Below are 23,778 nucleotides of genomic sequence, written 5' to 3'. Positions count from 1 at the left end.
GAACCGGTCCCACGCCGGCCGCCGCGGACCCCTGCGGTGCCGGACTGTCAGACCCCACGCCTAGGCTGGCGCAGAGATCGATCAAGGAGCAGGGCAGTGCGAATAGAGCGTCACCAGGTGTCCGGGGCCGTCGTGTCGGCCGCGCGCGAGGACTTCACGAACCGCATCGGGGGCGAGGTGCACTCCATGTCGCGGGCCGGTCGGATGACCACGTACGAATGGCAGTCGATCGCCGACGAGTTCCTGGCCTACCTCGGCGCGCTCTCGGTCGGGGACCCGGCCCTCGACACCCCGGAGGCCGCGGCCGCCCTCAAGGACGCCTGCGAGGCCGCGGCCGGCGCCGTGTCCTACGCCGCGTACCACCCGCACTGCAGCTTCCACGTCTTCCTCGAGTACGTGAACTTCGGCATGAGCTACGACCCGGGCGACGACGCCCCCGCGGAGAGCGTCACCGTCGGCGAGTGGACCGACGCGCTGTGCCTGGCCGTCCTCGCGGACCGGGCCAAGTGGCACGGCGAGGCCTTCCACTTCGCCCGCGAGAAGTTCGCCGCGGCGGCCGCGGGCACGCCCGGCGGCGAGCTCGCCACCGCCTTCATGGCCGTGGTCCTGGACGACACCGGGAACGACGACGAGTACCCGCCGAGCGCACAGGCCAAGCTCGCGGCCGTCGACGCGGCCCTCGACCGGGTCCGCGTCCGCGCCGCGGAGACCGGCGAGCCGCTGCCGGCGCACCCGGACAGCACGGCGCTGCACGCGCTGCGCGCCCTGGCCGCCGAGGACCGGACTGCCTTCGACGCCGCCCTCACCGATCTGCTGACCCGGCACGCCGCCGTGCACCGCACCACTGCCTCCCCCAGCACCCTCCTGCCACTCGTACCGCTGGCCCTGGCCGCACTGGCGTACCAGGGCTACGGCTGGACGCCGGCCGTCCGCACGGACTACCTCCCGCACGCGCTGATCAGCGGCTTCGAGACGCAGGGGCCGCGGGTCGGCGGCTTCGGCCGGGACCGCCGGCCGGACGCGCTCGCCGAGCTGGCGGACGGCCCCCTGGTGGTCGAGCGGCCGGCCTGCGAGCGGGACGTCGAGAAGATCGAGGCGATGTACGAGGAATTCCTGCGGGAAGCCTTCGCCCCCGAGGACGGTACGCACTCGCTCTCGCGGCTCACCAGCGCCATGGGCGACCAGGAGCGCCTGTTCAAGTGGCGGGCGGGCAATCCCGACGGCAGCGACGCCCAGCTCGCGACCGTCCGGCTGGCCTCGCAGATGGGGGCGGCACTGTTCCGGGTGGCGCTGGCGGAGCCGGACACCGAGGTCGAGGTGTCCGTCGGCGGGCACACCCTGCGCTACCCGGCCGAGCGGGGCGAGAAGGCCGGTGCCGGGTACTGGCAGACCGCCGTCGACTTCGCCCTGATCAGCGGCGTACGCGAGGACCTTGCGCCGCTGGTCCTCACCGGGCCCACCTTCGCCCGGCCGGACGGCTCCGCCTTCACCGCGTACCGCGCGGCGCTGCACGCCTACCTGACCGGCGCCGAGCCCGAAGCGGCCGCCCAGCGGGCGCTCGAGGAGGCCGTGCGTGCCAAGGACTGGGGCGTCGCGATGCCGCCCGCGGTGCTGCTCTCACAGCTCGTGGACGGCGACGAGGAGAGCTTCAACCTCGCCCTGGCCGACGCCCTCGAAGCACACCGCGCCCACCACCAGGTCGCCGACCGCTCCGAAGACCCCGCCGTCTCCGTCAACCTCGACGTCCTGGCCCTGACCTGCCACGCCCGCCGCCGCGGCTGGACCGTCCGCGTGGACTCCGCCTACCTGCCCCAGCACCTCCTGGACGCGGCGAGGCCGTTCTAGGCGGGGTCCGGCCGTCCGACCGCCTCGCCGCCAGTGGCAAGTGCCTGGGTGGTGGCTGCTGCTCGGCGCAGGGATGGGGTGGGGCGGGGGAGGCTGTCGAGTAGGGCTGTGGCTGTGGTGAGGGCTTCCTGGCCGAGGTCGTGACGATCCGTCCGCAGGGCGTCCTGAGCAACCAGGAAGCATTCCTCGGCGACCTGGATGCCGAGGCCGAGGGCCCGCCAGGTGAGGGGGTGGCAGGGTGGTTCGGTCGGGGCGTCCGCCGGCGTCGGGTGGGCGGTGCAGGGCTGGGGTCCCGGGCCGTCCAGTGCCGTGAGCGCGCGTTGCAGGGAGCGCCAGGCTGGCTCGACCTCGCCGTGCCGGCGTTGCAGGGTGGCCAGGTGGAGAAGGGACGCGCCACGGCGGGCGGGGTCGTCCTGGAGGGAGGCGTGCAGCCGGCGGGCCCGGACGGCCTGTCCGAGGTCGCCGAGGTCGGCGAACTCACCGGCCAGCGCGCCGAGCAACGCCTCGTCGCGCGGGCCCGCTTCGTCCAGGAGGCGGATCAGCGCGGCACGGGCCAGTTCGGTTCGCCCTTGCCGGCGGGCCAGTGCCGTCCAGGTGAGGTCGTACTCGTCCCGGGGATCGAGGCCGTAGTCCGACTCGTCGAACTCGGCCGCCCATGCTGCGAGCGAGCCCGCGGACTCCGGGAAGCCGCCGAGCAGGAAGCGGACGTCGAGGTCGTCCTCCCGCAGGGACTGCAGGAAGGCGTGGTCCGGCGCCTCGCCGTGCAGGGCGACCAGGACCGCGGCGATGCGCAGCTCCTCGGTGGCACTGCTGCCGGCTTCGGCCCGCAGGAGTACGCGCAACAGCGGCAGGTCCGCCGGCCGGCGGTCGTACTGGGCAGCGCGCAGGGCGGTGGCCCGCCGGACCGGGTCGCCCGCGATCGCCTCGCAGGTCCCGTGGTCCGCCCGCATCCGGGCCAGATCGGCCCGGCCGGGTGCGAGTACCGCCTCCCACAGCGGGGGACGCCGGAGACCGCCCAACGGCTCGTACGCGCAGCCCTCTTCCGCATGGAGCAGCAGGAATTCCGGCTCGGTGCGCAGGAGGGATTCCTGCAGCCTGCGCAGCAGTTCCCGCTCGGGGAGGCGGCGGAGACCGAGCCCGTCCAGCAGCGCGGTGCGAGCGGCGTCCAGATCGGGTCCGGACGCGCCGCTGGCCTCTGCCCGGGCCCGTCGGAGCGCGTCCGCCACCGTCCGGTCGTCGGCCTCGGGGTCGAGGTCCGTGCAGTCGCGCCAGCCGGGCAGGCCGAACAGGATCTCCAGGGCCTCAGCCAGGTCGGCGCCCAGCAGCCCGGCCTCGCCCTCGGAACTCGCGTACAGCACGGCTCCGTCGTCGCAGACGAAGTAGGTGCCGCCGCCGGCGTCACCCGCCACCGCCCGCAGCGGGGCTCCGCTCGCCGGCCGGACCTCTTCCACGTGCTCGGTCCGGTCCACGTCGAAATCGAAGACGCCGACGGCCGTCCGCGCCAACTCGGGACGGCGGCGCAGGAGGCTGAGGACGGAGGCGGAGCGTGTCATGCCCGGGACCGTAACAGCCAGGGCTGACACCGCTCACGTCCCCTACCGGGGGCTGGTCGCCGTACGGCCGGCAGCCGTACCGGACCGGCTGCGGGCCCGGCCGGTTACGGCCGGGCCCGTGCGGCGGGGTCTGCTCCGGTTACCGGCCGGACCACGCGCCGGGGTCAGGTCCGGCTACCGGCCGCACCACGCGCCGCGGGCAGGTTCCGTTACAGGCGGCACCACTTCACCGGGGAGAAGTTCTTCACGTAGCGGGCCGCGACCCAGTGCTCCGAGCGCTTCTTGCCGGAGGCCTGGTCGGGGTACTGACGGCCGTCCTCGTCGTCCCGCTGGTCGATCGGGTCGCGGCCGCCGCGGCCGTCCTCGTCGCGCCCGCCGTCCTTGCCGCGGTCGTCGCGGTCCAGCAGGTACCAGATGTCGTTCCCGCGGACGTCCTCGCCGCGCTCCTTGCACACGATGTCCAGCTTCTCGTGCGGGTGGACGGTGCCCAGCTTGCGGGAGTGGGTGCTGGGCTTGCTCCGTACGGTCAGCGGGCCGTTGGAGACCACGATGCCGCGGGCGTGCCGGTCCTTGCCGTAGTCGTCGGAGCCGCGCCCGTCCTCGTCGTCGCCACCGCCGCGCATCGCGGTCTGCTGCGCCGGCTGGTCGCGGACCGGCCCCTGGTCGGCCACCGCGGTGGCCGACCCGGCCAGGCCGAGCACCAGACTGCCGGTGACGAGGGTGAGGATGGTCCTGGTGGGCTTCGACATGAGCCGACTCCTTCGCGCAGACGTCCCGCCCGCCCGCCGGGCGGCACGGGCCGGCAGCCGTGCGGCTGCCAGGGACGACTATGCGGCGGATCGGCCGCGACACCCGTCCGACGCACCACCGGATAACCTGATAGGCCCAACCGCGCCTCTCGACCGGGCCCCGGCCGCCGGCCACCCGCCGATCAGCCGGCCGGGCGTCCCGGGGCGGCGTCGATGGCCGCCTGCACGGCTTCCAGCAGCGCGGCCAGGCCGCGGGCCCGCTCCCACTCCCCGGCCGTGTACGACCAGGAATGGGAGAAGCCCGGTTCGCCGGGCCGGCCGTGCGAGATCTCCACCTGCCGCCGCCCCTTGCGGTCCGGCCCGGTGACCTGCAGGTGCATGGACCGGACGTGGAAACGCAGCGGGTCACGGCCGAACCGCTCCAGGATCCTGCCGTCGAAGGTGAAGAGGCAGTTGCCGTCCTCGGCGGTGATCTCGTCGTCCATGGGCGGACCCTATGCGCGGCGATGGCACCGGCACCAGACCTCCGTCTCACGCCGACCGGCCGCCGGGCCGGGCCCGTTGCCCGAGGTCCGGCGGACCGGTGACATGATCGGGAAGGATGTGCGGGTTCAGGTGTCCGTGACCGGATACGGGTGGGCGCCGGCCGGGGCATGCGGCGGGTGGGCCCGGCCGGACCCGTACCTGGCGCAGGGCGACATGGGGGGTATGGGCACGGTGGTCGAGGAGCTGGAGACGTACCGGGGCGAATTGACCCGCTACTGCTACCGGATGGTGGGGTCGTACGCCGAGGCGGAGGACGCCGTACAGGAGGCGCTGCTGCGGGCGTGGCGGGGTGCGGACCGCTTCGAGGGGCGGTCAGGGGTCCGGTCGTGGCTGTACCGGATCGCGACCAACGTCTGTCTGGACGCCCTCGCCTCGCGCGGGCGGCGGGCCTTGCCGATGGACTTGTCCGGTCCGAGTGCGGGCGGTACGCCGCCGGACCTCCCGCCGGAAGCCGTCCTGTGGGTGGAGCCCTGCCCCGACGACGACCCGGCGGTGGCCGCGGCGACGGGCGAGTCGGTGCGGCTGGCCTTCGTCGCCGCGCTTCAGCACCTGCCGCCCCGGCAGCGGGCCACGCTCCTCCTCCGTGACGTGCTGGGCTTCTCCGCCCGTGAGGTCGCCGACCTGCACGGGTCCAGCGTCGCCGCCGCCAACAGCGCCCTGCAGCGGGCCCGCGCCACGCTGGCCGACCGCCGGGGCGAGGCGGGCGAGGCCGGGCCGGCCCTCCGGCCGGCCGGCGAAGGCCTGCGCCGGGTGCTGGCCGAGCGGTACGCCGCGGCCTTCGGCCGCTTCGACATGGCGGAGCTGCGGATGCTCCTGCACGTCGACGCCACGCTGTCGCTGCCCCCGTACGCGAAGTGGATGCGCGGAGTCCCCGACATCGAGGCATGGCTCACCGGCCCCGCGATCGGCTGTCGCGGCTCGCGCCTGGTGGCCACATCGGCCAACGGCTCCCCGGCGTTCGGCCAGTACCGCCCGTGCCCGGACGGCGCCGGCTACCTGCCGTGGGCCCTCCAGGTCGTCGAGTTCTCCGGCGACCGGATCTCCGCGATCACGGCCTTCCGCGACACCGACCGCCTCTTCCCCCTCTTCGGCCTCCCGGCCCGCCTGACCGACGACGCCCCTGTCACCGCGGGGGCGTGACGGCGAAGGAGGCGGGCTGCGCGGGCCGTCCCGGGGCGTCCCAGGGGTTTTCTGGGACGACTCGGGACGTCCCAGAGGGCGATCCGGCTGGTCCGCCGCCGACCGGGTCTCTAGCGTTTCTCCACGTCGGAGGGCTGTCCGGGCACGAGAGTGCCGGAGTTGCGGCCCATCCGCGGCGGTTGGGCCGGATGCCGAGCAACGGGCGAGCCGCCGCCTTCTCTCCTCAGGAAACGGACTGCACATGCTGCCCACCGATCGACCGATGCCCCGCCGCCGGAGCGTCCTCGCCGGCGCGCTGTCCCTCGGCGCGCTGACCGCCTTCGGCACCTTCGGCACCACCGGCCGGGCGTGGGCGGCGGAGGGCCCGGAGATCACGGACTGCGACACCTGGGGCGCCCGGGCCCCGAAGCTGCCGGTGAAGGTGCTCCCCACCGGGCCGCAGAAGATCATCGTTCACCACACCGCGACGGCGAACACCACCGACTACTCGCAGAACCGTTCCATCGCCCTGGCGCGGGCCATGCAGACGTACCAGATGGACACCGGCGGCTGGATCGACACCGGCCAGAACTTCACCATCAGCCGGGGCGCCTTCATCACCGAGGGCCGCCACGAGAGCCTGGCGGCCCTGCGGGCGGGTACCCAGCAGGTCGAGTCGGCGCACTGCGCCGGCCAGAACACGGTGGCCATCGGCATCGAGAACGAGGGCACGTACACCACCGAGCGGCCGCGCGACGAGCAGTACGAGGCGCTGGTCGGGCTCTGCGCGTACATCTGCACCCAGTACGGCCTGCGGGCCTACCAGATCTACGGGCACCGCGACTTCAACAACACCCAGTGCCCGGGCGACCAGCTCTACGCCCTGCTCCCCCAGCTGCGCGCCGACGTGGCCGCCCGGATCGGGGACCCCGACCCCACCGCGCCGGTGTGGCCGGTGGTCCACAACGGCCAGGTGAGCGAGCAGGTGCGGGTCCTGCAGTGCCTGCTGGTCCAGCGCGGCGCCACCATCACGGCGGACGGCGCCTTCGGGCCGGCCACCGAGGCCGCGGTCCGCGCCTTCCAGAAGCTCGTCGAGGCGGGCATCGACGGCGTGGCGGGCAACCAGACCTGGCAGCAGCTGGTCGCGCCGGTCGCCCAGGGCGCCTCGGGCCAGGCCGTGAAGGCCATCCAGAGCCGGCTCACCGCCCTCGGCTACCCGACCACCGCGGACGGCGCCTTCGGCCCCGGCACGAAGTCCCTGGTCAGCGCCTTCCAGTCGGCCCACGGCCTCCCCGCGGACGGCATCGTGGACGCCCGCACCTGGAGCCGCCTCCTCTGACGGCCCGCCCACCCGGCACCGCAGCAACGACACGGGCCCGCGGGGGAAGCCACGACGGCCTCCCCCGCGGGCCCGGTCGTGAGGGCGGGCTCCGCCCACGCAGGGACGGTGTCCGTGGGCGGCTGCCGCGGGTGCGTCTACGTGTGGTCGACGAACCAGGCCGTGCAGGTACCGGTGCTCGAGCCCTTGGGCATCATGCAGGCCCGTACCGCGTACGACTTGCCGGACAGTTGCAGGCGGACGGTCGGGGTCTCGACGTAGTTCACCGTCGCGTTCCACCAGGTGGCCTCGAACGGTCCGCACTGTTTCCAGCCTCCGTTGGACTGGACCGTGGCGGTGGAGGGATGGCCCGGGCTGGAGCCCATGGAGAACAGATTCACGCTCCGGTCGATCCAGACCTTGTCGTACCGCGCGACGTAGCCCTCGATGGCGGCCTTGGCGTACGCGTCGGTCACCTTGGCCGTGTACACCGTGATCTGGCGGTCTCCGGCGGTGGCGTGGCCGGAGTCGGCCACCACGTCGTTGTCCGACAACCTGTCGCAATTGTCCGCCGACGCGACGCCCGGAGCGGCAGCGGCCTGCGCCGACCCGACCAACCCCATGGTCGACAGGACCACCACCGAGGCCAGGACCGCTCCCCGTGAAGCACGCATGATCGTTCTCCTTCCGCTCGGGCGTCCGCCTCATGGGGACGCCCGCCCGCAGCGTAGGCGGGCCCGATCCGCACCCCCCAGAGGAACAACTCCCTCCCCCTCTTCCGCTGCGGGAACGAGACCTGGCGTGCATGGAACCGTCACATCGCGGCCTTGCGGGTGTCTCGCATCGACGCCTTGCGCTCGCGACCGGAGGCGAGGCGGATCCACGCGTAGGCGAGGTGGGAGTCCACGCCGGCCCAGCCGGAGCCGAGCGGGCGCGTCCCCTACTCGGTGGCCGGGGTGCGCCGTCGCCGGTGTCGTCCCCTCGCTCAACGCCCGCCCGCCCGGCAGCGGGAGGGCGATCCAGCCCCCTCAACGACATTTCTCCTAAGCCGATTTGACTCGCTCTTTGCCGGGCACGGTCCGGAGGAAGCTCTAACGCCCAGGACGCCTTGGACCGCGCCGCCGTCGCCGAGCCCGTCCCGGGGGTCTCCCGGCAGATGCACGACCGGCTGCTGGCGGGCCGGCCCGAACCCCACGCCACGCTGATGGTCAACCCGACCGCCGGTGACGGGAAGGTGATGCGCCTCTACGAGGGCTGGGGCTACCGGGAGATCGGCGTCGTCCAGCCCTCACCCGACTCGCCGTGGCTCGTCTGCATGGGCCGCCCCGTGCACGCGTGAAGGCCCGCACCGGCAGCGGCCCGGCCCGGCGGGGTCAGTGGTAGTCGGTGGTGGTTCGGACCTCGCCGAAGCGGGGGAAGGTGTGGTGGACGGCGAAGGCGTGTTCCTCTGCGGTCAGGCCGGACATCGCGTCCTCCACGAACTCGACGTCGTAGCCGTGGTCGGCAGCGGCGCGGGCGGTGGACTCGACGCCGAGGGTGGTCACCAGCCCCGCCATGACCACGGTGTCCACGTCCAGCTTGCGCAACTGCTCGTCCAGGCCGGTGCCGTAGAAGGCGCCGATGGTGCGCTTGACGACCACGACGTCGCCGTCGTGCACCAGGCCCTCGACGAAGTCGCTGCCCGGCGGCTGCTCGGTGACGTTCGGACGCTCCACCCGGACCTGCACCACCGGCCGTCCGGCCGCCCGGAAGGACGCGGCCAGTTCGCGGCAGCGCTGCAGGACGTCCTCGCCCGAGTGGGGGGCGACGGGCAGGGCGACGATGCGCGGCATCAGGTCGATGAGGATCAGTGCGGTGGTCATGACGGCCATCGTAGGGTCGCCGGGCGGCCCCCGGCCGGTGCCGGGGGTTCGCAGCCCCCGTAGGCCGATCCCCCACGCCTCTCAGTGGGGCGCGACCAGCTTGATGCCGACCCCGCGTACGGTGCGCAGGTAGCGCGGGGCGGCGGCCCGTTCGCCGAGCTTGCGGCGCAGGGCGGAGACGTGCACGTCGATGGTCTGGTCCTCGATGTAGGCCTCGCGCCACACGTCCGCGAGCAGCTGCCGCCGGGAGACGACCGTGCCGGCGTGCCGGGCGAGGAAGGCCAGCAGGTCGAACTCGCGCCGGGTCAGGGAGAGTTCGCGGCCCGCCAGATGGGCGGTGCGGGCCCGGGGGTCGATGGCGAGCTCGCCGACGGTCAGCGGACCGGCCGGGTCGGCCTGCGGCAGCGGTCCGGCGGCCGGTGCGGGGGGCGCGCTGCGCCGCAGGACCGCCGAGAGCCGGGCGACCAGCTGTCCTCCCGAGAACGGCTTGACGAGGTAGTCGTCGGCGCCGGCGTTGAGCAGCTTGATGATCTCGCGCTCGTCGTCCCGGGCGGTGGCCACCACCACCGGGACGCCGGATATGCCGCGGATCATCCGCAGGGCGTCCCCGCCGTCCAGGTCCGGCAGCCCGAGGTCGAGAACCACTGCATCCAGTCCGCCCTGGGTGACCTCCCGCAGCGCCCCGAAGCCATCGCCCGCGCTGCGCACCGAGTGCCCGTGTTCCGTGAGGATCTCGATCAGCGAGGTCCGGATGCTGGGGTCGTCTTCGACCACGAGTACGCGGGGCATGGCGGACACCCTACCGGCGGGTCCGGCTCCCTCCGCTTACGGTCCCGGCGCCCGTGCAGGGGCCGTCCCGGCCGGCCGGTGGGGGCCGCCCGCGGGGCGCGGCGGGGGTCCGGGACACTGATGCGGTGCCACGCCTCCTGCGCTACCTCCTCATATGGCTGTCGTGTACCGCGGCCAGCATCACCGCGGTGATGCTCACGGTGTACTTCGTCATCGGCCTGACCCGGCCCACCCCGCCGGCGGCCCGCTCGGTCCAGGCGGTCTTCCCCTCGCCGTCCGGCGCCGTCGCGGTGGGCACGGCCGCGTCCTCCGCGGCCCCCCGCCCCTCCGCCCCGACCGTGCCGCCCTCGCCTTCCGGTCCGGCCGGCCGGCCCTCGCCGCCGGCGGACCCGACCCGCTCCGCGAGCCCGCCGGCGCCCCGGCCCTCGCCCCGGTGCACCGGCGGGCCGGGCCTGCACACCGTCCCCTCCGAGGGCGGCAAGGTCACCGTGAAGTACGGGCGGCACGCCGTCTGCTTCGTCTCGGCGGTACCGGCCCCGGGTTTCCGGACCGGCACCGAGCAGCGTGCGCCGGACACCCTGGTGGTGGTCTTCACCAGCGACGGGCACCGCTCGCAGATCACCGCGACCGTCACCCCGAACGCGCAGGCCAGCGTGCGCGAGTCCCGGCTGTGAGGAGGTCCGGGCGGGCGCGCCGGCCCCTTACCTGTGCGGTTCCTTAAGCGTCTCTGAGGGCACCCCTCAGAACCGGTCCGGCCGCCCCGGCCGCCCCTAGGCTCACGACCGGTCAGAACGGATCTCCGTATCGGCGGACAGCGCGCCGGGCGGCGTTCTGCCGCCGCTCCGGGACGGCCCGCGCCTCCCGGAGGAGTCCTCCAGCGACAAGGGGTTGTTCCGTCATGTCCGCACACCGACGACGTCCACGTACCTCCCGGATACCGGGGTTCGTCCGCTTCTCGGCCGTTTCGCTCACCGTCGCCGGTGCCGCCTTCACCGCCGCGCACCTGGGCGGGCAGACCCGGGACGGGGGGACCGAAAGCGTCTCGGCCGCCCTGGCGCCGGAGGTCCCCGCGACCGAGGACGCCGCGTCCGACCCGCAGCCCCAGGGCTCGCCGGCCGGGCAGCTCGCCAGCCCGGCCGCCGCCGCGTCCGCCGCGGCCCGCACCCGCCCGTCGGCCGCCGCACCGGCCCCCGCGCCCGCCCCGCGCACGGCCGACCCCACCCGCCGCGCCGGCCACCCCGACGCCGCTGCCAAGACCCCCGCACCGCGTCCGCCCGCGCCCTCGAAGCCGGACACCGGCAGCACCCCGAAGGGGGATTCCGGTTTCCGGGCCGGGTACGACTCCGGCACCGACGCCCGCAAGGCGGTCAAGGCCGCGATCGCGGCCGCCAAGGCCGACGGGAAGAAGGTGCTGATCGACTTCGGCGCCAACTGGTGCGGCAACTGCAAGGCCGCGGACAAGACCTTCGGCAAGAGCAGCGTGGGCGCGATCCTCGACGCCTCGTACCACGTCGTCAAGGTCGACATCGGCAGCCAGAACTCCGACAACTTCGACCTGCTGCGCAGCTACTGCTCAGGCGAGGGCGCCTACAAGATGCCGGTGCTGGTGGTGCTGGACGGCAACGGCAAGCTGGTCACCGAGACCCACTCCACCGGCAACCCGGACCTGGGCGTCGACGGGCTCAGCGCCTTCCTGCGGCAGTGGGCCTGATGACCCGGAGCCACCGGGTCCGGGCGGCGGGCGTCCTGCTGGCCCTGGCCGCGACGGCCACCGGCTGCGGCGGCGGGTCCGGGCCGGCGGCCGCGCCGGCCGCCCCGGCCGGTGCGGCCGGCGCGGGGACCTCCGCGACGGCCGCGGTCCTCCCGGTGGCCGACCGGCAGCCGGCCCCCGACACCGCCGGCACCGGCCTCGACGGCGACGACCTCGCCCTGCGCGGCTACCGCGGCCAGGTCGTGGTCCTCAACGTCTGGGGATCCTGGTGCGCCCCCTGCCGGGCCGAGGCCCGGGAGCTCGAGGCGCTGCGCGCGGCCACCGCCGCCCGGGGCGTCCGGGTGCTGGGCGTCAACGTCCGGGACCGTTCGACGGGCCCGGCCCGGCAGTTCGAGAAGACGTACGGGCTGCACTACCCCAGCATCCACGACCCGGCCGGGGCCCTGCTGCTCGCCTTCCCGCCGGCGCTGCTCAACCCCCAGGCGATCCCCTCCACCCTGGTCATCGACCGGCGGGGCCGGATCGCGGCCGCGGTCGCCGGGCCGGTCACCCGCGCCGGCCTGGCGCCGCTGGTCGCCGCGGTCGCCGGGGAGCCGGCGTGACCGGCCGGGCCTGGACCGCCCTGGCGGCGGAGGTCGGCTCGGGTGCCGTCCCCAGCGCCCTGGTGATGGCCGTACCGGTGGCGGTGGCGGCGGGGCTGGTGTCCTTCCTCTCGCCGTGCGTGCTGCCGCTGGTGCCGGGGTACCTCAGCTACGTCACCAGCCTCTCGGTGGCCGACCTGGCCGGGGCGGACGGCGGGCGGCGCGGCCGGATGGCCGCCGGTGCGGCGCTGTTCGTGCTGGGCTTCAGCAGCGTCCTGGTCTCGGGCGGGGCCCTGTTCGGGTACGTGGGACGGAACCTGATCGCCTACCAGGACACCGTCTCGCTGGTCCTCGGGGTGTTCACCGTCGTGATGGGGCTGGCCTTCGCGGGCTGGCTGCCCGGCTTCACCCAGCGGGAGCTGCGCAGCCGCCGCCGGCCCGCCCTCGGGCTGGCCGGCGCCCCTTTGCTGGGCGTGGTGTTCGGGGTCGGCTGGACCCCCTGCATCGGCCCGACCCTGGCCGCCGTACAGGCCCTGGCGTGGAACGAGGCGAGCGCCGGCCGGGGCGCCCTGCTGATGGTCTGCTACTGCGCCGGGCTGGGCCTGCCGTTCGTCCTGACCGCCCTGGCCTTCCGGCGCGCGCTGGGTGCCTTCCGCTGGGTGCGGACCCACCACCGGGCCGTGATGCGGGCCGGCGGGGCGATGTTGGTCCTGGTGGGCGTCCTGCTCGCCACCGGCATCTGGTCCGACCTGGTCTACGCCCTCCAACTACGGCTCGCGGACGCCCCCGCGGCCCTGTGAGCACCGCAGCTCCTGAAGAACGTCCCGTGAAGAAGAAAGCAGAACCCATGCACCAACAGGTCCGGGCCGCAGCCGCGCTGCTGACCGCCGCCACCTCCCTCGCACTGACCGGCTGCGGGCAGCAGACGCAGGCGGCACCGCCGCCCGCGCACCCGCCCGCCGTCACCGAGTTCAACGAGAACGGCGTCACGGTACGGCTCAGCGTCTCCGACTGGGACTCCTCCCGGGGCACCCTCGTCGCCACCTTCACCCCCGACGAGGCGGGCTTCCACCTCTACAGCACCGCGCTGCCCGCGGCCGGGGTCGAGGGCGTGGGGCGGCCCACCCGGGTCGCGGCCACCGGCGCCCTGGCCGGAGCCGGCGCGATCACCGCCGACGCAGCCGTCAAGGAGATCCACGTGGAGGGGGTGCGGGCCGCCGTACCGGTCTACCCCGACGGCCCGGTGACGACCCGGCTGCCGATCCGCGCCGCCGCCCCGGGCGGGGCGACGCTGCTGGTCAGCTATGCGAGCTGCAGTACGACGCAGGGGTGTACGATCCCGGTTGCCGACCGGCCGGTGCGCCTGCGCGCCACCGCGGACCACCTGTCCTTCACCGGCTGAGCCCCCCGCGCCGTACCGGCACCGCCGCGCCCGCGCGGCCCGACACCGCTGGAGCGCCGTACCCGTGAACCGAGGTCCCCGAAGACCGTCCGGCCTGTCCGGGGCGCCGCGGTGAGGCGGTCGCTGGCGGGCGTCGCCCTGGCGGTGACCTCGATGGTCGCGCTGTCCTTCCTGATCCCCCTCGGGCTGCTGGTCATGTCGCTGGCCCGGGAGCAGAGCGTCACGGCCGCCGAGCAGAGCGCGGCCGCGATGGCGCCCATCCTGGCGCTCACCACCGACCCGGCCGAGCTGCGCGAGGCCGGCACCGGCCTGCGGGCGGCCGAGCACCTGGTCATCCACCTGCCGGACCGGGCCCTGGTGGGCGGCGCCGGGCACGCACCCCCCGACCTGCTGCGGCGGGCCGAGGAGGAACGCGAGTCCATCTCCCGGGACGTGCCGGGCGGCTGGATCTACCTCCAGCCGGTCGTCCTGCCGCAGGACCGGGTCGCGGTGGTGGAGAACTTCGTGCCGGACGAGGAACTTCGGCGCGGGGTGGCCCTGTCGTGGATCGTCATGGCGGGCCTGGCCGTCCTCCTGCTGGCCGGGTCGGTGCTGGTGGCCGACCGGCTGGGGTCGGCCGTGGTGGGCGCCGCCCGGCGGCTGGCCGAGGCCTCGCGCCGGCTCGGGGCGGGCAACCTGGACTCCCGGGTCCATCCCAAGGGGCCGCCCGAACTGAGGGAGGCGGGCGCGGCCTTCAACACGATGGCCGACCGGATGACGGACCTGCTGGCCGTCGAGCGGGAGCTGGTCGCCGACCTCTCCCACCGGCTGCGCACCCCGCTGACCGCGCTGCACCTGGCGGTGGAGCGGATCCCCGAGGGGACCGAGACCCGCCGGATCCACAGCGCGGTCGCGGAGTTGGAGCGGGAGCTGGGCGCCATCATCGACGAGGCGCGCACGCCCCTGTCGGTGGGCCCGATGGGCCGGGCCCTGCGCGGCGAGGACACCGGGGACGCACCGCCGGCCGGGGACGGCGAGCGGTGCGAGGTCGCCGGGGCGGTCCGCCGCCGGGCGGCGTTCTGGGCGGTGCTGGCGGGCCAGCAGGACCGGCCCTGCCGGGTGCAGGTCACCGACGAGCCGACTCCGGTCGCCCTGCCGGAGAACGACATCACGGCGGTGGTGGACGCGCTGGTCGGGAACGTCTTCCGGTACACCCCGGCGGGCACGCCCTTCGAGATCTCGGTGGACCGCACCGCGCACACCGTGGAACTGGTCGTGCAGGACGCGGGCGCCGGCATCGCCGACCCCGACGGCGCCCTGGCCCGGGGCGCCAGCACCGGATCCACCGGGCTGGGCCTGGACATCGCCCGCCGGGCCGCGCTGGCCACCCACGGCTCGGTGCGGATCACCCGCGGACCGCTGGGCGGCGCGCACCTGCGCGTCACGCTCGGTCTGGCGCCGTGCGTACCGGAGCGCCCCCGCCGGCGCCGCGCCCGGACGGCGGGCGGGCACCGGGGCTGACCCGCACCGATGCCCGCGCTGGGCCGCCCCTCGTCCGCCGGCTCCCACCGGTGGGGAGCGGGGTTCCGGTTGGGCGGATTCCGGGGTTCTCCTTTCCTCCATGCGTAGCCGGATGGTGTCCGGGGATCCTGTCGGGGTACCTCCGAAGCCGATACGAGGAGCCCTCACGTGCGCCGCCCGACCCGGAAGACCTTCGCCGCCCTCATCGCCACAGCCGGTCTCGCCCTGCCCCTCCTGATCCCCGCCCCCGCCTCGGCCGCCACCACCGCCACTGCCACCAAGCGCTTCGCGAACTACCGCTACGGTCAATGCCTGCGCGAGAACTCGGAGACGGTGCTCAAGGCCGACCGCTGCAGCACCGGACGCGGCAGCCTCCTGTGGCAGTGGAACGGCCGCCTCAACACCGTCACCACCCTCAAGAACAACTTCTGGGGCCGCTGTCTGGACAGCAACGACCGGGGCGACGTCTACCCCCTGCGATGCAACGGCGGCTCGTACCAGAAGTGGCGGACCGTGCAGCCCGCCGCCCGCAGCGCGGTGATGCTCCAGAGCGTCGGCACCGGCCGCTGCGTCTACCAGCAGGACGACGGCTACTACCGCACGGCCCGCTGCAACCGGAACGCCCAGAACCAGCGCTTCACCATCGGCTGAGCACAACGGTCGCGGACGGCCGGCGCACCACGGGCACGCGAAACCCCCGCACGCCTCGGGCATGCGGGGGCGCGGGGCCGCCGGGGCTAGCAGACGGTCACGTTGAAGACCGGGGAGGCGGTGGCGCCGCTGGTGATGCGGAGTTCGTTCTTGCCCTTGAGGCCGAGCTTGACGCCCAGCGAGTAGGAGCCGGTGCGGTTGATCGGCGCGGACGCGGGCAGCGTGACCCACTTGCCCTTCTGCTTCTGCTGGAGCGTCACCTTGCTGCCCGCCGCGAGGCCCGTGGTCTTGCCGGTGACGCGGAACTGCGTCCACGCCGCCACCGAGGAGACCGACGGGGTGGCCGTGATGGTGGCCGGGGCGGCGGCCGCGGCCCGGTGGGCGGCGGGGGCGGGGGCCGCCGTCGCGGTGCCGGCCAGGGCGACCGAGGCCGCGCCCAGAGCGGCGACGGCGGCGATGCGGAGGGAGTGGCGCTTGGTGACGATCATGGGTGGACCCTCTCGTGGTGGAACGGCCTGCTGCGACCGGAGGAACTGCCGGAAGAACTGCGTGAGGAACCGGCTGAAGAACGGATGGAGATCCGTCGTGCGGTCCCGGCAGGAGAGATGCGCTCCGGCCCGCAGGTGTTGCCTGCGATTTGTCACCGTCTCGAAACAGCCCGGCAGCCCGATGCGCGGACGGGCCCGTGGAGACCCGTCCGCGCGCCGGCGTTCCGCTCCGACTGCGTCGATCGCGATCCGCCCAGGTCACACCTGGTACGTCAGGTAGATCCTGAGGGTGATGTCCTCGGGCCAGCCCGCGTCCACGCGGATCCGTGCCAGTTCCCCGTCGATCGGGACCACGTTGTGCACCGTCATCACCGCGCCGCCCATGAAGGGCTTGTCGGTGGGCGGGTACACCTCCGCGACACTGGCGAAGAGCAGGGTGTAGGCGTTGACCCCGGGTGCTTCCAGGAGCACGTCGAAGACGCCGTGGCGGCGCAGGGTGTAGTAGTAGCCGATCTGCTGGAAGTCCGTCCGCGCTCCCCGACTGCCGCCGCCGCTGGGCGCGATGGCCGTCTCGGAGCCGCTGTCCCCGTGGTCCCCGGCCGCGTTCCCGGCCGCGGACTCCCGGAGTTCGCTCTGCGTCATGTCCGTCTCCCTTCGGTGGGCAGGGTTCCCGGTACGGTGCGGGCCCATGGCGGTGTCCGCGCCTTCGCGCTGGTGGCGATCCCGGGTCCCCTCCTCATCGTGGGCCGTCGCGGTGCGGCCGGGACCCCCTGATACGGGGGATGGACAGGCGGCCGGTCAGCGGGTCAGCGCGGCGATGAGCTCGTCGCGGCCGTCCGCTCCGGTCTTGCGGAACAGCGCCTTGAGGTGGTCGTTGACCGTGTGCGGCGACAGGTCCAGGCTCCGGGCGATCTGCTTGACGGCCGCGCCGGTGCGCAGTTCGCACAGGGTGGCGCGCTCGCGCGGGGTGATCCCGTACCAGGCGCAGAACGACGGCACCAGGAGGTCCCCGGCCGCGCCCTGGAGGACCAGGGCGACGTCCCCGCTCGCGTCCGCGTCGAGGGGCTGGCCCTGGAAGGTCAGCCACCGCCCGCAGACCACGGGCGGTACGCACACCATGGGCGGCCAGGCCGCCGTGTCCCGGGCGCGGACGCGTACGGCGAGGGAGAGGGCGACGAGGAAGGCCTCGGGGATCCACTCCGGGAAGGCGTGTCCGTCCGGCGCGCACAGCCGGTCGAGCCATATCCGGGCCTGGGGGCTGACGGCCGTGACCGTGTGGTCGGGGCCCACCGTGACCACCCCGGCGGGCAGCGCCGGTGCCACGGGCAGCAGCGGGCCCTCGGTGACGTAGCGGCGCAGGGCGGTGACGAGGGCCGGGCCCAGGCGCGCGGCCCGCTGGAGGTCGTCTTGGCCGAAGGGCCGGGCGCCGGCGCAGCGCAGCAGGCCGAGGGCGCCCCACACCCCGTGCTGGTCGGTGAGCAGCAGCCGCAGCTCGGAGCCCGCGCCGTTCGCGGTGAGGAGCTCGCGCACCTTCGGGTCCGGGGGCCCCTCCCCCGGCGGACCCACCACCGTGGCCGGGACGGGCAGACCGGCGAGGGCGGCGGGGCGGTACGGGTCGCCGCCCCGGTAGCGGTGCATGACGAGGTCGGTGGCGAGGGCGGGGGCGTACTCGTGCCAGAAGCTGAAGCTGCCGAGGCCGAGTCCGGTCGCGGGGTCGGTGGCCACCAGGCTGAGGCCGTCGTGCGGCAGCAGCGGCGCCAGCAGCCGGGAGATCCCGGCGCCGCGCCCGCCCCGGCCCGTGCCGTCGCCGGCGGCCGCGTGCAGGTCACGCGCCAGCCGTGCGGGGTCGAAGAACGTGCGCGCCACAACCCTCCATTATCCCCCTCACCCACCGCGCACGCCCGCTCACCGACCCCCGGTGAGCGGCACCGGGCCGGTCCGGTCCGGTCCACCGGCCCCCGGTGTGCGCAGGGCTTCACCCGGGCGGCGGACAGCGGGCTCGGTGGTCCGGTGGGGTGGGGTGGGGTTCTCGCTAAGGTCCGGGTATGAGCGGTTTGTTCGGGTTGGGGATGCCTCGTGGGGTGCGGCGGTTGTGGCGGGTGCGGGAGCACGTCCGGGACACGCTGTGGTTCGCGCCGGTCGCCGGGCTGGTCCTGACGTTCGCGCTGTGGAACCTGGCCACCTGGGGCGACCAGGCGCTGGTCGACGCCCTGACGGAGGCCGGGGCGGAGGTGACCGACCTCGCGGAGGACGCGAAGGCGATCGTCACCACCGTCAGCCAGGCGATGCTGACCTTCCTCGGCGTCGTCTTCAGCATCTCGCTGGTCGCCCTGCAGATGACCAGCGCCCAGCTCACCCCGCGCGTGGTCCGGATCTTCGTGCGCAGCCGGATCACCAAGGCGACCCTGACGGTGTTCCTGTCCACCTTCGTCTTCGCCCTGCTGGTCCTGACCTCGTACAACGACACCGACCCGGCCGGGGAGGGCGGGGCGGTGCCGCTGCTCCAGGCGCTGTGCACCCTCGCGCTGGTCGCCCTCAGCCTGCTGCTGTTCATCGCCTACGTCACCGCCACGGTGCGGTTGATGCAGGTCGGTCCGGTGGTGGACCGCATCACCCGGGAGGCCCTGCGCGGGGTCGAGCGCCAGCCCACCGACCGGGACCTGCCGGCGGGCCTGCCGGAGCAGACGGGCGTCCTGCGGCACCGGGGGCGGGCCGGGGTGCTGTGCGGGTGGGACACGGCCGACCTGGTGGGCTTCGCCCGCCGGCACGGCGTCACCCTGCGGACCGTGCCGCGGGTCGGCGACTACGTGATGCCCGGTAGTGCCGTGCTCGCGGTGCACGGCGGCCGGCTGCCCGCCACCGCGGTCCTCCCGCGCGCGGTGGCCTGGGTGGGCAGCGAGCGGATCCCGGGCCAGGACGCCGGCTTCGGCCTGCGCCAGCTCAGCGACATCGCACTGCGGGCCCTCTCGTCCGCCGTGAACGACCCCACCACCGCCGTGCAGTGCCTGGACCGCATCGTCCACCTGCTCGCGGCCACGGCCGCCCGGCCGCTGGGGCCGGTACCGCACCACGACCGCGACGGTGCCCTGCGCCTGCTCCAGGCCGCACCGGACTGGACCGAGCTGGTCGACCTCGCCCTGGCCGAGATCCGCGCCGCGGCCCCCGGCCAGGCGCAGGTCACCCGCCGCTTCCTGGCCGGCGTGGACGACCTCCTGGCGCTGGTACCGGAGGACCGGGCCCAGGCCCTGCTCCACCACCGGGCGCTCCTCGAGCGGGCCGTCCACCACGCCGTACCGGATCCCGCCGAGCGCGACTTCGCCCTCGAACCGGACCGGCAGGGCATCACCTGACCGGCGTCGCACGGCCCGGCGCCGGCGACGGGGGCGCCGGCCGCGCCTACCCTCGCACCATGGCGAAGGTGCACGTCGACGGGGTGACCGTGGCCTACGAGCGGGCAGGCGCGGGGCCGCCGGTGGTGTTCCTGCACGGCGCCGGGGACGACGGTCGCGTCTGGCGGCCGCAACTGGACGCGCTGGCGGACGAGTTCACGGTCGCCGCCTGGGACGAGCCGGGTGCCGGCCGCTCCTCGGACCTGCCCGCCGCCTTCGGCCTCGCCGACTACGCCCGCTGCCTGGCCGCGGTGGTCACGGCGCTGCGGCTCGGTCCGGCGCACGTGGTCGGCCTCTCCTGGGGCGGCACCGTCGCCCTGGAGTTCTACCGGCAGCACGCCGCGCTCGTCCGGACGCTGGTCCTCGCCGACACGTACGCCGGCTGGCAGGGCTCGCTGCCGGCCGAGGAGGTCCGCAGCCGGGTCGAGGCCACCCGCCGGATGCTGGACGCGGCGCCGGCCGGCCCCGGTCCGATGCCGCCCGGGCTGTTCGCGGGCGGGCCGCCGGCCGCATACGTAACGCTGCTGGAGGCGATGGCGGCCGGCGTGCGGCCGGCGACCCTGCGGACGCAGCTGTCCCTGATGGCCGAGGCGGACCTGCGGGATGTGCTGCCGACCGTGGCGGTGCCGACCCTGCTGCTGTGGGGAGAGCTGGACGCTCGCTCGCCGCTGTCGGTCGCGGACCGGTTCCGGGCGGCGGTCCCCGGCTCGGAGCTGGTCGTCGTCCCGGGCGCGGGGCACGTCAGCAACCTGGAGCGGCCCGAGGAGTTCACCCGGGCGCTGCGGGACTTCTGCCGCGCACACTCCTGACCGCCGGCCCGAGCGCCCTGTCCTGCTTAAGGCCGCGTTTCAGCCGGCCTTGGGAAAAGCGGTGCGCAGGGCCGCACCGCGCGTCGTGACGGCGACGCGGACGACCGGGAGGACGCACAGCGCCTGCATCGCGGCGTACCACCACGGGCAGACGCCCGGGATCAGGTCCACGCCGACGATCGCGAGCGGGAAGACGACCGAGACGGCGCGCAGCCGCTCGAAGGCGCGCCGGGACCCGCGGGAGGCGGCGCGGGCCAGGTAGCCGAACAGCACCCCGATCAGGGGCAGCAGGATCCCGCGGACCCACATGAACGGGTTCACCAGGTGGCCCGTGCCGGCGACCGCGACCACGGCCAGGAGCGCGGCGGCGGTGAGTGCGGTGTAGGTCCTCAGAGCGGCCCGGACAGTGAGGAACGCGGCCCGGGCACCCGGGGCGCCGAGCGGGTCCGGGCCGGTGGCCGCTGCGGTCGGGCCGGCGGTCTCGGTGGCCGGGACGGTGGTCGCGGTGGTCTGGACGGTCGTGGCGTTCGTGGTGTTCTCCATGGCCACGACGCTACGGAGGACCCGTGCGGCCGGGTATCGGTCTGGCCCCACAGCGGGGTGGGGCCAGACCCACTCCCCCGCCGCCGGCGGCTCGTCGCGGGTTCCGGCGGTGCACAGTGGGGTCGACGGACGCGGAACGGAGCGAGGGGGAGCCATGGGACGAGCGGGTGCCTGGGTGGTGCGGGCCGGGGTGGGGTTCGGCAGGGCGGGCCTGGCGGCCGCCGTCTGCCTGCTGGTGCCGGGGGTGTGGGCCGGCGCCGCGGGGCTGGGGGTGTGGAGCGGGCCCGAGCACCCCTGGTCCTGGATCGGGCCTGCCGTGATCGTGTGCGCGGGCACGCTCGCCCTGGCGCAGACCGTGTGCCGGGCGGTCCGGTTCCTGGTCGCGCGGTGGACCGGTACCGAGATCCCCACCGGACACCGGGAGCCCATGCCGGTGATGCAGCTGTCCACCGGCTACTGGTGGAACGGCTTCAGCTACGAACGCACCCGCCGGGACGCCGTCATGGACCAGCGGATGCGCCTGTGGTGGAGCGACCCCGCCACCTGGCGCGACCTGCGCTTCGCGGTCATCGCCCCGGTCACCGCCGGGGTGGTGGCCGCGGTGCCGCCGGCCGCGCTGGCCGGGGGCGTCCTCGGGCTCACCGGGCAGGGGACCGCCGCGCGGCTCGCCGGGGCGGGCGCCCTGGCCCTGGCCCTCGGCTGCGCCCCGTACGCCTGGCGGGCGCTGCCGCTGGTGGCCGTACGCTTCCTGGGGCCCTCGCGCGCCATGGTGCTGGCGGACCGGGTGGACGAGCTGACCAGCGAACGCGCGGACGCCACCGTCGCGCAGGCCGCCGAGATCCGGCGCATCGAGCGGGACCTGCACGACGGCGCCCAGGCCCGCCTGGTCGCGCTCGGGCTCGCGCTCGCCACCGCCGAGGCGCTGCTGGACCGGGACCCGGACCAGGCCAAGGCCCTGATGCGGGAGGCCCGGGCCGGCGCCGCCGCCTCGCTGACCGAGCTGCGCGAGCTGATCCGGGGCATCAGCCCGCCGGTCCTCAGCGAGCGCGGGCTGGTCGACGCGGTCCGGGCGCTCGCGCTGGACGTCCCGCTCGACGTGGCAGTCCGGGCCGACGGCCCGCTGCGCCTGGACCCGCCGATCGAGGCCGCCCTCTACTTCGGCGTGGCCGAACTCCTCACCAACGCCGTCAAGCACGCCGGGGCCGGGCGGGCGCACGTCTCGCTCGTCCGGGACGACACGGGGGTCGTGGTGGAGGTCGAGGACGACGGCCGGGGCGGGGCCGACGCCCGGCCCGGCGGCGGCCTGGCGGGACTGGGCCGCCGGCTGGCCGTCTTCGACGGGGCGCTCGCGATCAGCAGTCCCCCGGGCGGCCCGACCCGTGCCAAGATGACCGTGCCATGCGCATACTCGTAGCCGAAGACCTGTACCTCCTGCGCGACGGACTGGTCCGTCTGATCGAGGCGTTCGGGCACCAGGTGGTGGCCACCGCCGCCACGGGTCCCGAAACCCTCGAAGCCTTGCGGACGCACCGCCCGGACGTGTCGGTGATCGACGTCCGGATGCCGCCGGCCCAGTCGGACGAGGGCCTGCGCGCGGCCCTCGCCGCCCGGGCCGAGATCCCCGGGCTGCCGGTCCTGATCCTCTCCCAGCACGTCGAGCAGCTGTACGCCCGGGAGTTGCTGGCGGACGGCTCCGGCGGGGTGGGCTACCTCCTCAAGGAGAGCGTGTTCGACGCCGAGCAGTTCATCGGCTCCCTGGAGCGGGTGGCGGCCGGCGGCACCGCCATGGATCCGGCCGTGATCGCCAAGCTGCTGTCCGGAAGCGCTCCCGAGCGGGGGCTGGGGCGGCTGACCGAACGCGAGCACTCCGTACTGGCCTTGATGGCCGAGGGCCTGTCCAACGGGGCCATCGCGCGCCGCCTCTTCCTCAGCGAGGGCGCCATCAGCAAGTACACGACCTCGCTGTTCGGCAAGCTCGGCGTCACGGACGACGACGACACCAACCGCCGGGTGCGCGCAGTCCTCGCCTACCTGAACCAGCCGGGCTGACACCACCCGGCCGGTTGGGCCCGGGCTGGGTGCCGCGGACGGTGGCGCGACTGCGAGCGCCACCAGCACGGCGCCAACCTCGCCGGCACGTACAAGGTCCGCTCGCACCGCTGGATCTCCGGCTCCTGCGGCTGACCCCTGCTCGCGGCGGGGCGCTGACCTGCGGAAGCGGCCCCGGGAAATACCCTGGGGGCGCGGCCCGGGATGCGGGTACGCTCACGGGGCCGGCCGGTGTGCCGGGCTACGAGCGGGCGCAGCCCGTGACCTACCAGGGGGAACCATGACCACCACCAAGACGTCCGGCGCGGCCACGCGCGTCTCCGTCCGCACCCCGGACAAGCCCGTCGTCCTCTTCAGCGACGAGGCGTCCGCGGTGACCACGGCCGGCTTCGCCGGGGCCCGGCAGCTGCCGCGTCCGCTGGACACGCTGACCTGGCAGGAGCCGCCCGCCCTGGAGGAGCCGGCCGTCCTGGACGAGACGGCCTGACGCCGCGCGGAAAGGCCGCCGCCTCCGGGCCGTGACGGAGCTGCGTCACGAGCCGGAGGCGGCGGCCGTCCTGCGTGCTGCCGGTGGATCGCACCGGCCCTGGCACGAGGCTCAGTTGAAGGAGATGTTCTGGCCGATCTGGCCGGTGGACTCCTGCCAGGCCACGACCCGGCACTGCTGCACGGAGCAGTCGACCGGAATGCTCGCACCGGTGGACCAGTCGGTCGCGGTGAAGGTCTTCTTCACCGCGAGCGAGGTCCCGAAGGAACCCTGCGCATCGGCGGTCGCGACCACGGCGGTGGAACACACCAGACCGTCGACACACTGGGCGACACCGACGTCACCGGCACCGAAGCCGACACCGCTCACGGTCACCGACTGGCCGTC

General features: G+C 74.8%; 27 protein-coding genes. 16 read left to right on the top strand and 11 right to left on the bottom strand.

Annotated elements, in window-relative coordinates; all coding sequences use genetic code 11:
* Window positions 1-117 precede the first annotated feature (117 nt).
* Complete coding sequence (locus tag AB0O40_RS30600; RefSeq protein WP_365048463.1) at window positions 118-1,845, top strand: Imm49 family immunity protein; 1,728 nt, start codon at window positions 118-120, stop codon at window positions 1,843-1,845.
* Here the strand turns inward: AB0O40_RS30600 and AB0O40_RS30595 are convergent.
* The 3 genes from AB0O40_RS30595 to AB0O40_RS30585 form a co-directional block, all read right to left on the bottom strand.
* Window positions 1,842-3,398: a hypothetical protein gene (locus AB0O40_RS30595; RefSeq protein WP_365048447.1), complete on the bottom strand. Its 1,557-nt coding sequence runs from the start codon at window positions 3,396-3,398 to the stop codon at window positions 1,842-1,844. The genes AB0O40_RS30600 and AB0O40_RS30595 overlap by 4 nt on opposite strands.
* 209 nt (window positions 3,399-3,607) lie before the next feature.
* A complete protein-coding gene (locus AB0O40_RS30590; protein WP_365048445.1) occupies window positions 3,608-4,147 on the bottom strand; it encodes a hypothetical protein in 540 nt (179 codons plus the stop codon).
* 182 nt (window positions 4,148-4,329) lie between these two features.
* Window positions 4,330-4,632, bottom strand: coding sequence for a hypothetical protein (locus AB0O40_RS30585; protein ID WP_365048443.1), 303 nt, complete (start codon window positions 4,630-4,632; stop codon window positions 4,330-4,332).
* 130 nt (window positions 4,633-4,762) lie between these two features.
* Between AB0O40_RS30585 and AB0O40_RS30580 the strand changes: the two genes are divergently transcribed.
* Together AB0O40_RS30580 and AB0O40_RS30575 are read left to right on the top strand one after the other, a co-directional pair.
* Window positions 4,763-5,833, top strand: coding sequence for a sigma-70 family RNA polymerase sigma factor (locus AB0O40_RS30580; protein WP_365048441.1), 1,071 nt, complete (start codon window positions 4,763-4,765; stop codon window positions 5,831-5,833).
* Window positions 5,834-6,074: 241 nt separating this feature from the next.
* Entirely contained in the window at window positions 6,075-7,151 is a 1,077-nt protein-coding gene (locus tag AB0O40_RS30575) for an N-acetylmuramoyl-L-alanine amidase (RefSeq protein ID WP_365048439.1), read from the top strand.
* 137 nt (window positions 7,152-7,288) lie between these two features.
* On the opposite strand, the gene AB0O40_RS30570 is transcribed toward AB0O40_RS30575, so the two are convergent.
* Entirely contained in the window at window positions 7,289-7,804 is a 516-nt protein-coding gene (locus AB0O40_RS30570) for a hypothetical protein (RefSeq protein ID WP_365048437.1), read from the bottom strand.
* A 434-nt stretch (window positions 7,805-8,238) separates the two neighbouring features.
* On the opposite strand from AB0O40_RS30570, the gene AB0O40_RS30565 reads away from it, so the two are divergent.
* Window positions 8,239-8,469: a hypothetical protein gene (locus tag AB0O40_RS30565; RefSeq protein ID WP_365048435.1), complete on the top strand. Its 231-nt coding sequence runs from the start codon at window positions 8,239-8,241 to the stop codon at window positions 8,467-8,469.
* 34 nt (window positions 8,470-8,503) lie between these two features.
* Here the strand turns inward: AB0O40_RS30565 and AB0O40_RS30560 are convergent, their stop codons facing one another.
* A complete protein-coding gene (locus AB0O40_RS30560) occupies window positions 8,504-8,992 on the bottom strand; it encodes an isochorismatase family protein (RefSeq protein WP_365048433.1) in 489 nt (162 codons plus the stop codon).
* A gap of 81 nt (window positions 8,993-9,073) precedes the next feature.
* Window positions 9,074-9,781, bottom strand: coding sequence for a response regulator transcription factor (locus tag AB0O40_RS30555; protein WP_365048431.1), 708 nt, complete (start codon window positions 9,779-9,781; stop codon window positions 9,074-9,076).
* Between the two features lie 125 nt (window positions 9,782-9,906).
* On the opposite strand from AB0O40_RS30555, the gene AB0O40_RS30550 reads away from it, so the two are divergent.
* The 7 genes from AB0O40_RS30550 (at window position 9,907) to AB0O40_RS30520 (ending at window position 15,626) form a co-directional block, all read left to right on the top strand.
* Window positions 9,907-10,455, top strand: a complete 549-nt coding sequence (locus AB0O40_RS30550; RefSeq protein ID WP_365048429.1) for a hypothetical protein — start codon at window positions 9,907-9,909, stop codon at window positions 10,453-10,455.
* Between the two features lie 224 nt (window positions 10,456-10,679).
* A complete protein-coding gene (locus tag AB0O40_RS30545) occupies window positions 10,680-11,492 on the top strand; it encodes a thioredoxin family protein (RefSeq protein ID WP_365048427.1) in 813 nt (270 codons plus the stop codon).
* Window positions 11,492-12,094 carry a TlpA disulfide reductase family protein gene (locus tag AB0O40_RS30540; protein WP_365048426.1) on the top strand — a complete coding sequence of 201 codons (603 nt, stop codon included), beginning with the start codon at window positions 11,492-11,494 and terminating at the stop codon, window positions 12,092-12,094. Before AB0O40_RS30545 ends, AB0O40_RS30540 begins: the two co-directional genes overlap by 1 nt.
* 65 nt (window positions 12,095-12,159) lie before the next feature.
* A complete protein-coding gene (locus AB0O40_RS30535; RefSeq protein ID WP_365048461.1) occupies window positions 12,160-12,873 on the top strand; it encodes a cytochrome c biogenesis protein CcdA in 714 nt (237 codons plus the stop codon).
* Window positions 12,874-12,899: 26 nt separating this feature from the next.
* Complete coding sequence (locus AB0O40_RS30530) at window positions 12,900-13,475, top strand: hypothetical protein (RefSeq protein WP_365048424.1); 576 nt, start codon at window positions 12,900-12,902, stop codon at window positions 13,473-13,475.
* A gap of 111 nt (window positions 13,476-13,586) precedes the next feature.
* On the top strand, window positions 13,587-14,975 hold the full coding sequence (locus AB0O40_RS30525) for a HAMP domain-containing sensor histidine kinase (protein WP_365048422.1): 1,389 nt from the start codon (window positions 13,587-13,589) through the stop codon (window positions 14,973-14,975).
* A gap of 168 nt (window positions 14,976-15,143) precedes the next feature.
* A complete protein-coding gene (locus tag AB0O40_RS30520) occupies window positions 15,144-15,626 on the top strand; it encodes a hypothetical protein (protein WP_365048420.1) in 483 nt (160 codons plus the stop codon).
* An 86-nt stretch (window positions 15,627-15,712) separates the two neighbouring features.
* Here the strand turns inward: AB0O40_RS30520 and AB0O40_RS30515 are convergent, their stop codons facing one another.
* The 3 genes from AB0O40_RS30515 to AB0O40_RS30505 form a co-directional block, all read right to left on the bottom strand.
* Entirely contained in the window at window positions 15,713-16,114 is a 402-nt protein-coding gene (locus AB0O40_RS30515; RefSeq protein ID WP_365048418.1) for a hypothetical protein, read from the bottom strand.
* Between the two features lie 258 nt (window positions 16,115-16,372).
* Window positions 16,373-16,756, bottom strand: coding sequence for a hypothetical protein (locus tag AB0O40_RS30510; protein ID WP_365048417.1), 384 nt, complete (start codon window positions 16,754-16,756; stop codon window positions 16,373-16,375).
* A gap of 156 nt (window positions 16,757-16,912) precedes the next feature.
* Entirely contained in the window at window positions 16,913-17,980 is a 1,068-nt protein-coding gene (locus AB0O40_RS30505) for a helix-turn-helix transcriptional regulator (RefSeq protein ID WP_365048415.1), read from the bottom strand.
* Window positions 17,981-18,159: 179 nt separating this feature from the next.
* On the opposite strand from AB0O40_RS30505, the gene AB0O40_RS30500 reads away from it, so the two are divergent.
* Window positions 18,160-19,464, top strand: coding sequence for a DUF2254 domain-containing protein (locus AB0O40_RS30500; protein ID WP_365048413.1), 1,305 nt, complete (start codon window positions 18,160-18,162; stop codon window positions 19,462-19,464).
* A gap of 59 nt (window positions 19,465-19,523) precedes the next feature.
* A complete protein-coding gene (locus AB0O40_RS30495; RefSeq protein ID WP_365048412.1) occupies window positions 19,524-20,312 on the top strand; it encodes an alpha/beta hydrolase in 789 nt (262 codons plus the stop codon).
* A gap of 39 nt (window positions 20,313-20,351) precedes the next feature.
* Here the strand turns inward: AB0O40_RS30495 and AB0O40_RS30490 are convergent, their stop codons facing one another.
* On the bottom strand, window positions 20,352-20,855 hold the full coding sequence (locus AB0O40_RS30490; protein WP_365048410.1) for a hypothetical protein: 504 nt from the start codon (window positions 20,853-20,855) through the stop codon (window positions 20,352-20,354).
* Window positions 20,856-21,009: 154 nt separating this feature from the next.
* Here AB0O40_RS30490 and AB0O40_RS30485 point away from each other — a divergent pair, with 154 nt between their 5' ends.
* From AB0O40_RS30485 to AB0O40_RS30475, 3 genes are all read left to right on the top strand, one after another.
* Window positions 21,010-22,269 (top strand): histidine kinase, encoded by a 1,260-nt coding sequence (locus AB0O40_RS30485; RefSeq protein ID WP_365048408.1) that lies wholly within the window; start codon window positions 21,010-21,012, stop codon window positions 22,267-22,269.
* Window positions 22,254-22,904, top strand: coding sequence for a response regulator transcription factor (locus AB0O40_RS30480; protein WP_365048406.1), 651 nt, complete (start codon window positions 22,254-22,256; stop codon window positions 22,902-22,904). Before AB0O40_RS30485 ends, AB0O40_RS30480 begins: the two co-directional genes overlap by 16 nt.
* 280 nt (window positions 22,905-23,184) lie before the next feature.
* The gene (locus AB0O40_RS30475) at window positions 23,185-23,391 is read left to right on the top strand and encodes a hypothetical protein (RefSeq protein ID WP_365048404.1); all 207 of its coding nucleotides are present in this window, start codon (window positions 23,185-23,187) and stop codon (window positions 23,389-23,391) included.
* 111 nt (window positions 23,392-23,502) lie between these two features.
* On the opposite strand, the gene AB0O40_RS30470 is transcribed toward AB0O40_RS30475, so the two are convergent.
* Window positions 23,503-23,778 (bottom strand): neocarzinostatin apoprotein domain-containing protein (locus AB0O40_RS30470; protein ID WP_365048402.1); only part of this gene is annotated, 276 nt, incomplete at its 5' end.

Source organism: Streptomyces sp. NPDC089919 (assembly GCF_040684615.1).
Taxonomy (GTDB): Bacteria; Actinomycetota; Actinomycetes; order Streptomycetales; family Streptomycetaceae; genus Streptomyces.
This window is presented reverse-complemented; position numbering and strand designations above follow the sequence as displayed.